Here is a 9,074-nt window from a genome sequence, read left to right as displayed (position 1 = left end):
GACGCGACAGCTTCCAGGCCAGCTTGGCCTCGCGCCAGGCCTGCTCCGGGTCGACCTCGCGGCCGAGGCCGGCGACCAGTTCGGCGCCATCCTCCAGCACCCAGGCATACTTCTCCGGCGACAGGCGGGCGGTCAGCGCCCGGTACACCTCCGCCAGGTGCAGCACGTCCTCGGCGGCGTAGCTCACCTGGGTCTGCGACAGCGGCCGCTGCAGCCAGTCGGAGCGGGTCTCGCCCTTGGGCAGCTCGATGCCCAGCAGCGCCTGCACCAGGCGCGAGTAGCCCATGGAGAAGCCCAGGTTGAGGTAGCCGGCGGCCAGCTGGGTATCGAACAACGGCGTCGGCAGGCTGCCGGTCAGGCGCAGGAAGACTTCCAGGTCCTCGCTGCACGAATGCAGCACCTTGACCACCTGCGGCGCCTGCAGCAGCGCGGCGAAGGGCGCCCAGTCGCCGATGCACAGCGGATCGATCAGGTAGGCCCGCGCGCCCTCGCTGACCTGCAGCAGGCCGGCGATGGGATAGAAGGTGTCGACGCGCATGAACTCGGTGTCCAGCGCGACGAAGGGCAACGCCTGCCAGACGGCGCAATGCTCGGCCAGGCTGGCGTCGTCGCGAATCCAGTGAATATCGTTAGCCACGCGGCTCTCCCGTGAAGAATGCCGCGCAGTATATATGCCCCGACCGCCGGACGGGGCAGCGCCCTGCCACTGCGCCGGCGAACTGTGTAACCTGTGCCGCGCATCGCTTGCCCCCGACACGGAAGAACAACAATGAAGAAACTGCTTGCCCTGCTCGTCGTGCTGCTGGCCGCCGCGGCCGGCTACCTGGCCATCACCCCCAGTCCCATCGACCCGCTGGGCTGGGACGCGCCCGCCGCGCCGGCCATGACCGGCGTGCTGGAGCCCAACGACACCCTGATGAAGGCCGAACTGCTGGCCCGCGGCCAGCTGCATGGTCCGGAAGATACCGCCGTGGACGCCGAAGGCCGGGTCTATGCCGGCTTGCACGACGGGCGCATCGTCCGCGTGCTGGCAGACGACAGCGTGGAGACCTTCGTCGACACCAGCGGCCGGCCGCTGGGCATGGACTTCGACGCCAGCGGCAACCTGATCGTCGCCGACGCCTACGAGGGCCTGCTGAGCATCGACCCACAAGGTAACGTCAAGGTACTAACCACCGAGGCCGAGGGCCTGCCCTTCGCCTTCACCGACGACCTGGATATCGCCAGCGACGGCACCATCTACTTCAGCGACGCCTCCTCGCGTTTCCAACAGCCGGACTACCTGCTCGACCTGCTCGAGGCCCGCCCGCACGGCCGCCTGCTGGCCTATGACCCGGCCACAGGCCAGACCCGCGTGCTGCTCAAGGACCTGTACTTCGCCAACGGCGTGGCGCTGTCGGCGAACGAGGACTTCGTGCTGGTCAACGAGACCTACCGCTATCGCATCACCCGCTACTGGCTCAAGGGCGACAAGGCCGGCCAGCACGACATCTTCATCGACAACCTGCCGGGCCTGCCGGACAACCTGCAGGGCGACCGCAAGGGCACCTTCTGGGTTGCCCTGCCCACCCCGCGCAAGGCCGACGCCGACTTCCTCCACCGTCACCCCTGGCTCAAGGCGCAACTGGCCAAGCTGCCGCGCGCGCTGTGGCCGAAAGCGATCCCCTACGGTTTCGCCATCGCCCTCAATGAACAGGGCGAAATCGTGCGCAGCCTGCACGACACCAGCGGCACGCACCTGCGCATGGTCACCTCGGTGAAACCGGTGGGCGACCATCTGTACTTCGGCAGCCTGGACAACGACCGTATCGGCAAACTGCAGATTCACTGAGCAATGCAGCTGCCCAGGTCACTCACGACCTGGGCAGCCCGCTCAGACCTTCTGGGCAATCCAGATGGTATGCCGCGTGCCCCTGTTGCCATGGGCATACACCTGCACCGCTTCGCCCTTGAAGCCCGCCTTGCGCACTTTCTCCGAAAAGGCGCGGTCGGCGCTGGACGACCACACTGCCAGCATGCCCCTGGGCCTCAGCGCCTTGGCGCACTGGCGCAGGCCATCCATGCTGTACAGCCAGTCATTGCCCTTCTGAGTCAGTCCTTCCGGACCGTTGTCGACATCCAGCATGATCGCGTCGTAGCGCTGCTCGGCGGCCTGCAGCACCTTGGCGACGTCCTCCTGAATGATCACTGCACGCGGGTCATTCAACGGATAACCGGACTTCGCCCCGAGCGGGCCACGGTTCCACTCGACCACGCCCGGCACCAGCTCGGCCACCGCCACCTCGGCGTCAGCCCCCAGGTGCTGTAGCGCCGAGGCCAGGGTAAAGCCCATGCCCAGACCTCCGATCAGCACCCGCACCTCTGGCAGGCTCGCGATCTGCTTGCAGGGAATCGCCGCCAGGGCATCTTCCGAGCCGTGCATGCGGGTATTCATCAGCTGCCCGCCATCGCCACCGGCGATCTTGATGACGAAGTCGTCCCCATACTCGAACAGGTTCAGCGCACCATTCGTACCCGGGATCGGAGCGGTGTCGAGCAAGACAAAACGTTTCATGCAGAGCGAAGACCTGTGTAGCGAGCGTGAGGGCAGGCAGCATGCCTGAATCGGCCGAGCAGCACAGCCCCGCCAAAAACGACGAGGCCCCGCGTTGACACGCGAGGCCTCGTGACTACAGCGACGCTGCTTTCAGAGCCTTTTCAAAGTCAGCCTTTGAGCAGGTTCTCAGACCACGCCCTGCGCCAGCATGGCATCGGCCACCTTGACGAAGCCGGCGATGTTGGCGCCCCTGACGTAGTTGATCCGGCCCTTCTCCTCGCCGTGGTGCACGCAGGCGTGGTGGATGTTCTGCATGATGCCGTGCAGGCGCTCGTCCACCTCGCCGGCGCTCCAGTGCAGGCGCATGGCGTTCTGGCTCATCTCCAGACCGCTGGTGGCCACGCCGCCGGCGTTGGAGGCCTTGCCCGGGGCGTAGCAGATGCCGGCCTCGACGAACAGGTCCACCGCTTCCAGGGTCGAGGGCATGTTGGCGCCTTCGGCCACGCAGATACAGCCGCTCCTCAGCAGCGCGCGGGCATCCTCGCCGTCCAGCTCGTTCTGCGTCGCGCAGGGCAACGCGATGTCGCAGGCCAGGCGCCAGGGCCGTTGGCCGGCGAGAAATTGCAGGCCGAAGTGCTCGGCCATCTCGCGCAGGCGGCCGCGACGCTGGTTCTTCAGCTCCATCAGGTACTGCCACTGCTCCTCGTTCAGCCCGCCCTCGGCGTACAGCGTGCCTTCGGAGTCGGACAGCGAGATCACCCGTCCGCCCAGCTCCATGACCTTCTGCGCCGCGTACTGGGCGACGTTGCCGGAGCCGGAAATGGCCACGCGCTGGCCCTCGAAGCCCTGGTCGATGCGCTTGAGCATCTCCTGGGCGAAGTACACGCAGCCATAACCGGTGGCTTCGGGGCGGATCAGGCTGCCACCGTAGCTCAGGCCCTTGCCGGTGAGCACCGAGGTGAACTGGTTGGACAGGCGCTTGTACTGGCCGAACAGGTAGCCGATCTCGCGGGCGCCGACGCCGATATCACCGGCCGGCACGTCCAGATCCGCACCGATATGGCGGTACAGCTCGTTCATGAACGACTGGCAGAAGCGCATCACCTCGCCCTCGCTCTTGCCCTTGGGGTCGAAGTCGGCGCCGCCCTTGCCGCCGCCCATGGGCAGCGAGGTCAGCGAGTTCTTGAACACCTGCTCGAAGGCGAGGAACTTGAGCACGCCCAGGTTGACCGAGGGGTGGAAGCGCAGGCCGCCCTTGTACGGGCCGATGGCGCTGCTCATCTGGATGCGGTAACCGCGGTTGACCTGCACCTGGCCGCGGTCGTCGACCCAGGGCACGCGGAACAGGATGGCGCGCTCCGGCTCGACCATGCGCTCGAGAATGCCCGCCTCGCGGTAGCGCGGATTGGCCTCGAGGAAGGGCCACAGGCTGCGCACCACTTCCTCCACCGCCTGGTGAAATTCCGGCTGATCGGGATCGCGCTGCTTCAGGCGCGACAGGAAGCTTTCAACGGACAACGACATGCGGCACCTCGACGCCAGGCAGACAGAATGCGCGGCACTCTATCAGCAGCCAAGGCACCAAAACAGATCAATATGTCGCCTTTATGAAACTATTTGGTGCGCAAAACCTATCGGGAAAAACCCTCTAAAACAGTGAATTCAGAGCACCCAACAGAAAATCGCACCAGATCGACTCAGATTACGCTCACTTTTCGAGCACACAAGCAGGTGCAACGCCCGGGCTCGGCGCCGGCATCTGCGATGCGGCGCCGTAGAGCAGGCGCTCCATGCCGGCACGGGTATCGAGCATCAGCCGCGGCAGCTCGTCACGGCGGTAACGGCCGGCGTCGATCGGCGCGCCGATCAGCAGCTGCACCGACTGATCCAGGTTGAAGCGCCAAGTGCGCGCCGGCAGCACGTGCTGGATGCCGCGAATGGCCACCGGCACGATGATCGCGTCGGTATCCAGGGCCAGGTGGAAGCAGCCCTTCTTGAACGGCTGCAGGCGGCCATCCGGCGAGCGCGTGCCCTCCGGCGCGGCCCACAGGACGATGCCGCTCTCCATCATCTGCCGCGCCCGCGCCAGGTCGCGCAGCGCCTGTTCATGCTGCTGGCGGGCGATGGAGGGAAACTCGGCGGCGCGCATGGCGCGGCCGAGAAAGGGGATGCGGAACAGCTCGCGCTTGGCCAGCATGCGGATCGAGCCAGGCAGGGCGACGAAGCTGGCGGGGATGTCGTAGTGGCTGGCGTGGCTGCACAGGATCAGGTAGCGGCGGCCGTCGCCGAAGTCCGGACAGGCGCCGTGCACCGCCAGGCGCATACGCACCAGGCGCAGCAGCAGCTGCGACCAGCGGCGGGTGTAGCGGTCGACGCGGGCGCGGTCGAGCCGACCGACGGCAGCCAGGCCGATCACCCGCAGGCAGAAATACAGGGTCACGGCGAGCGAACCAAGCACCACGCCGACACGGCGGGCCAGGGTCGCACTCTGGGCGATGGGTTGCAGGCTCAGCATAAATAGCTCCTTCTTCGCGGGAGATGGCTGCAGCGCAAAGGCTTGGCGTTATGATGCCGGCAATCGCCGCCACGACACAGGAGCCACCATGCCGCTCGCGCAACTGCTCACCCCCGCCCAGCTGCAGCAACGCCTGGGGCAAGCCGAGCTGGTCCTGCTCGATTGCCGCTTCGCCCTCGACGACCCGGCCTACGGCCGGCGCAGCTATCTGGAAGGGCATATTCCCGGCGCCTGCTTCGCCGACCTCGAAGAGGACCTGTCCGGGCCGATCGTCAAAGGTGTCACCGGGCGCCACCCGCTGCCCGACCCGGCCCGGCTGAATCAGCGCCTGCGCGACTGGGGCCTGCGCGCGGGCAGCCAGGTGGTGCTCTACGACGACGGCCCCGGCGCCTTCGCCGCACACGCCTGGTGGTTGCTGTTGTGGCTGGGCAAGCGCGACGGCCTGTACCTGCTCGACGGCGGCCTGAAAGCCTGGCGCGAGGCCGGCCTGGCGCTCGACCGTCGGCAACCGACGCCCACCCCCGGCGACTTCGCCGGCCAGGCGGACGCCAGCCTGCTGGTGGACGCCGAGCAACTGACCCGGCGCCTGGGTTCGGCCGATCTGTGCCTGCTCGACGCCCGCGCCCTGCCGCGTTTTCGCGGCGACGTGGAGCCGCTCGACCCGGTCGCCGGGCATATCCCCGGCGCCCAGTGCGCGGCGTTCACCGACAACCTCGACGCCGACGGCTATTTCCTCCCCGCCGAACAGCTGCGCGCGCGTTTCGATGCCCTGCGCGGCGCGCGCCCGGCGCAAGGCCTGGTGGCCTATTGCGGCTCGGGGGTCACCGCCTGCCACAACCTGTTCGCCCTGAGCCTCGCCGGTTATCCGCTGGCGCCGCTCTACGCCGGCTCCTGGAGCGAATGGATCACCGATCAGCGGCGCCCCATCGCCACCGGCGATTGAAGCGGCTTAAGTACCAGCAGGAATATGGCAAATAACCGAAAGCCGAAAACAATTTAAAAACAGCTCTTTACAGTGAAAAGGTCGCACTAGACTTGAGAATGAGCGGCTAACCCCGCTTCCGGTGGGGCCTTTATCAGAACGACGAACAAGGCTGCCAAGCGCCCGGCCCCACCGGCACCCTTCGCGAGGATGCCATGGGAATAGCCGCCTGCGATCTCAGCCAGCACGTCATCCGCCCTACCCTGCTCTACCTGGGGCGTCACTCCGCCGTCGCCGAGGCCCTGCTGCTCGGCACCGCGGCCAGCCAGTCGGCGCTCGGCAGCGCCCTGGACGACCGTCGCGGCCATGGCCTGTACCGCATCGCCGAACAGCGCCACCTGCAGTTGTGGGACCAGCACCTGGCGCGCGACCCGGAGCTGGCCAGCCGGGTGCGTGGCCTGGCCAGCCAGCACGCCTTTCTCGCCGCGCCGCACCTGGAGCTGACGGTCAACCTGCGCTACGCCACCGCCATCGCCTGGCTGCTTATAGAAGCCGAGCAGGCCGAGCTGCCGGACGCCGACGACCTGCTCGGCCTGGCCCGCGTGTGGCGCCAGGTGTTCCAGCCGCAGGGACGGCTGTGCGACTTCATCGACGCCTGGCAGCGCTGGGTCGGTCAGTTCAGTCGGGTCGCCTAGCGGGCAGCACGCCGCACCCCGCGCAGCACAGTCACCACAGGCAGGGTGCCGAGGCGCCGCGGCAAGGCCCGAGAGCGCCAAACACAATCTGTAGTAATGTCCGACAATTCGCGAAAATTGTCCGACAATATCCCCATTTTCTCTGAACTTATGTGGCTTGGCAGGGGTCAGGAAAAACTGTAGCGTGCGCCCCCCGCCTCACCCACAGGAGTTCTCTCGTGAGCAAACGCCTCCTCAAGACCGGCCTGGCCATGGCCATCGCCGCCACCTCGAGCCACGGCCTGGCCAGCGGCTTCGCCATCAACGAACAGAGCGTCAGCGCCATGGGCACCGCCTTCGCCGGGCGTTCCTCGGCCGCCGATGACGCCACCACCGTCTTCGGCAACCCGGCCGGCATGGCCCGCCTCAAGCGCGAACAGGTCAGCGGCGGCCTGGCGGCGATCATCGCCAAGAGCGATATCGACGACGCCGAGAGCAGCATCCCCGGTAGCAACGACGGCGATATGGTGCCGTTCGTCGCCGCGCCCATGGGCTATTACGTCAAGCCGCTGGACGAGCAGTGGAGCTTCGGTTTCGGCCTCTACGTGCCCTTCGGCCTGGTCACCGACTACGAGCGCAACTTCCAGGGCCGCGGCTACGCCAACCTCAGCGAAGTGCGGGTGATCACCCTGCAGCCGACCCTCAGCTACCGCTTCAACGACCAGTGGTCGGTCGGCTTCGGCCCCACCCTCAACCATATCGAGGGCCAGCTGACCTCGACCATTCCCAACCCCTTCCTGCCCAGCTCGGCGGCCGGCCAGGTAAAGGTCAAGGGCGACGACTTCGCCATGGGCTTCAACGCCGGCGTGCTGTTCGAACTGAACGCTGCCACCCGCTTCGGCCTGACCTATCACTCCAAGGTGGACTACAAGCTCAAGGGCCACACCAAGGTCGAGAGCGACGGTCTGCTGGCCGGCTCCGCCGGCAAGTACGATGCCAGCCTGGAGCTGCAGACGCCCGAGTCGGTGGATTTCTCGGTGACCCACGCCCTCGACGAGCGCTGGACCCTCTACGCCGGCAGCACCTGGACCCGCTGGAGCCGCCTGCAGGAGATCACCGTGGACAACAAGGGCGTGGCCGGCCCGTTCGCCGCCAACCTCACCACCATCACCGAGGAACAGGGCTGGCACGACACCTGGGCGCATGCCGTGGGCGCCGCCTACCAGCTCAACAAGCAGTGGGTGCTGCGCGCCGGCGTGGCCGTCGACCAGTCGCCGACCAACAATCGGCACCGCTCGCCGCGCATCCCCACCGGCGACCGCACCATCTTCAGCGTCGGTGCCGGCTGGAGCCCGAACGACGACCTGACCCTCGACCTGGCCTACTCCTACCTGATGGAAGAGGACGCCAAGATCGACCTCGACGAGCCGCTCAAGGGCTCCTACCGCGCCACCTACCGGAACAGCGCCCACGGTCTTGGCGCCCAAGTGACCTACCGCTACTAATCGGCGCCGGAGATTGGCTACACTCGCGCGGCAGAACAACAAGAAAAGCCGCGTGAGAACATCATGACTGCCCTCTGCACCACCCTGCCCGACCGCCTGCGCCTGCTGCTGGTGGACGACCACCGGATCTTCCTCGATGGCCTGGCCCTGGCCCTGGCGCCACTCGCCCGAGACCTGCAGGTGCACACCGCGCACAGCGCCGCGGAAGCCGAACAGCGCCTGCGCCAGCATTCCTACGACCTGATCCTGCTCGACCTGCGCCTGCCCGACGAACCCGGCCTGGAGCTGCTGCAACGCTGGCTGGCGCGCGGCGACGCCACCCCGGTGGCGATCCTCAGCGCCAGCGACTCGAGCCTGGATGCCCAGGCCGCGCTGGCCGCAGGCGCGCTCGGCTTCATCCCCAAGAGCGCCGACGGCAACGCCCTGCGCCAGGCGGTCACCCGCGTGCTGCTCGGCGAAACCCTGCCGGCCCCGGCCAGCGCCTCGCCGCTGACCCCGCGCCAACTGGAAATCCTCCAGCTGCTGGCCGAAGGCCTGCCGAACAAGGCCATCAGCCGCCAGCTGGGCCTGGCCGAGGACACGGTGAAAACCCACCTCAAGGCGCTGTTCGAGGTGTTCGCCGTGCACACCCGCACCGCCTGCGTCAGCGCCGCACGCCAGCGCGGCTGGCTGTAATCGGCGTCAGGCCGTTTCCTGCTCCGCGCTGCGCGGCAGCAGACTGGCCAGTACCTGGCGCAGGCGCGCCGGCAGCAGCGGCTTGCCCAGCGGCATGACGTGCGCCGGCAGGCAGCGCTCCTGCAGCTCGGGGCTCAGATCGGCGCTGATCAGCAGCGCCGGCAGCATCTGTCCGGCGGCCTCGCGCAGGCACTCGATGGCCTGCAGCCCGTCGCCCGACTCGGCCAGGCGGTAATCGCTGATCAGC

Annotated in this window: 8 protein-coding genes and 2 pseudogenes; 5 read left to right on the top strand and 5 right to left on the bottom strand. The window is 67.5% G+C overall.

What is annotated here, in order from left to right:
* A pseudogene (locus tag N878_RS05245) lies at nucleotides 1-637 on the bottom strand (ribonuclease D); the annotation flags it as partial.
* Nucleotides 638-769: 132 nt separating this feature from the next.
* Here N878_RS05245 and N878_RS05240 point away from each other — a divergent pair.
* Entirely contained in the window at nucleotides 770-1,831 is a 1,062-nt protein-coding gene (locus tag N878_RS05240; RefSeq protein ID WP_021442626.1) for an SMP-30/gluconolactonase/LRE family protein, read from the top strand.
* A 42-nt stretch (nucleotides 1,832-1,873) separates the two neighbouring features.
* Here the strand turns inward: N878_RS05240 and N878_RS05235 are convergent, their stop codons facing one another.
* The 3 genes from N878_RS05235 to N878_RS05225 form a co-directional block, all read right to left on the bottom strand.
* Nucleotides 1,874-2,554 carry a spermidine synthase gene (locus tag N878_RS05235; protein ID WP_031302781.1) on the bottom strand — a complete coding sequence of 227 codons (681 nt, stop codon included), beginning with the start codon at nucleotides 2,552-2,554 and terminating at the stop codon, nucleotides 1,874-1,876.
* 168 nt (nucleotides 2,555-2,722) lie between these two features.
* Entirely contained in the window at nucleotides 2,723-4,060 is a 1,338-nt protein-coding gene (gene gdhA, locus N878_RS05230; RefSeq protein WP_021442624.1) for an NADP-specific glutamate dehydrogenase, read from the bottom strand.
* A gap of 184 nt (nucleotides 4,061-4,244) precedes the next feature.
* Entirely contained in the window at nucleotides 4,245-5,051 is an 807-nt protein-coding gene (locus tag N878_RS05225; RefSeq protein ID WP_021442623.1) for a 1-acyl-sn-glycerol-3-phosphate acyltransferase, read from the bottom strand.
* Nucleotides 5,052-5,139: 88 nt separating this feature from the next.
* On the opposite strand from N878_RS05225, the gene N878_RS05220 reads away from it, so the two are divergent.
* The 4 genes from N878_RS05220 to N878_RS05205 all read left to right on the top strand — a co-directional run bounded on the left by N878_RS05220 (nucleotide 5,140) and on the right by N878_RS05205 (nucleotide 8,827).
* Nucleotides 5,140-5,994 (top strand): sulfurtransferase, encoded by an 855-nt coding sequence (locus N878_RS05220; RefSeq protein ID WP_021442622.1) that lies wholly within the window; start codon nucleotides 5,140-5,142, stop codon nucleotides 5,992-5,994.
* Between the two features lie 194 nt (nucleotides 5,995-6,188).
* A complete protein-coding gene (locus N878_RS05215; protein WP_021442621.1) occupies nucleotides 6,189-6,668 on the top strand; it encodes a hypothetical protein in 480 nt (159 codons plus the stop codon).
* A 218-nt stretch (nucleotides 6,669-6,886) separates the two neighbouring features.
* The gene (locus N878_RS05210) at nucleotides 6,887-8,152 is read left to right on the top strand and encodes an OmpP1/FadL family transporter (RefSeq protein WP_021442620.1); all 1,266 of its coding nucleotides are present in this window, start codon (nucleotides 6,887-6,889) and stop codon (nucleotides 8,150-8,152) included.
* Between the two features lie 63 nt (nucleotides 8,153-8,215).
* Complete coding sequence (locus tag N878_RS05205) at nucleotides 8,216-8,827, top strand: response regulator (protein ID WP_021442619.1); 612 nt, start codon at nucleotides 8,216-8,218, stop codon at nucleotides 8,825-8,827.
* Nucleotides 8,828-8,833: 6 nt separating this feature from the next.
* Here the strand turns inward: N878_RS05205 and N878_RS05200 are convergent.
* Nucleotides 8,834-9,074: pseudogene (locus tag N878_RS05200) on the bottom strand (hypothetical protein); the annotation flags it as partial.

This window comes from Pseudomonas sp. EGD-AK9 (assembly GCF_000465935.2).
In the GTDB taxonomy this organism is placed as follows: domain Bacteria; phylum Pseudomonadota; class Gammaproteobacteria; order Pseudomonadales; family Pseudomonadaceae; genus Aquipseudomonas.
The sequence above is the reverse complement of the archived record's forward strand: the minus strand, read 5'-3'. Positions and strand labels throughout refer to the sequence as shown.

Coding starts and splice junctions, on each gene's coding strand:
- N878_RS05240 (WP_021442626.1), top strand. CDS start 770: ATGAAGAAACTGCTTGCCCTGCTCGTCGTGCTGCTGGCCGCCGCGGCC.
- N878_RS05235 (WP_031302781.1), bottom strand. CDS start 2,554: ATGAAACGTTTTGTCTTGCTCGACACCGCTCCGATCCCGGGTACGAAT.
- gdhA (WP_021442624.1), bottom strand. CDS start 4,060: ATGTCGTTGTCCGTTGAAAGCTTCCTGTCGCGCCTGAAGCAGCGCGAT.
- N878_RS05225 (WP_021442623.1), bottom strand. CDS start 5,051: ATGCTGAGCCTGCAACCCATCGCCCAGAGTGCGACCCTGGCCCGCCGT.
- N878_RS05220 (WP_021442622.1), top strand. CDS start 5,140: ATGCCGCTCGCGCAACTGCTCACCCCCGCCCAGCTGCAGCAACGCCTG.
- N878_RS05215 (WP_021442621.1), top strand. CDS start 6,189: ATGGGAATAGCCGCCTGCGATCTCAGCCAGCACGTCATCCGCCCTACC.
- N878_RS05205 (WP_021442619.1), top strand. CDS start 8,216: ATGACTGCCCTCTGCACCACCCTGCCCGACCGCCTGCGCCTGCTGCTG.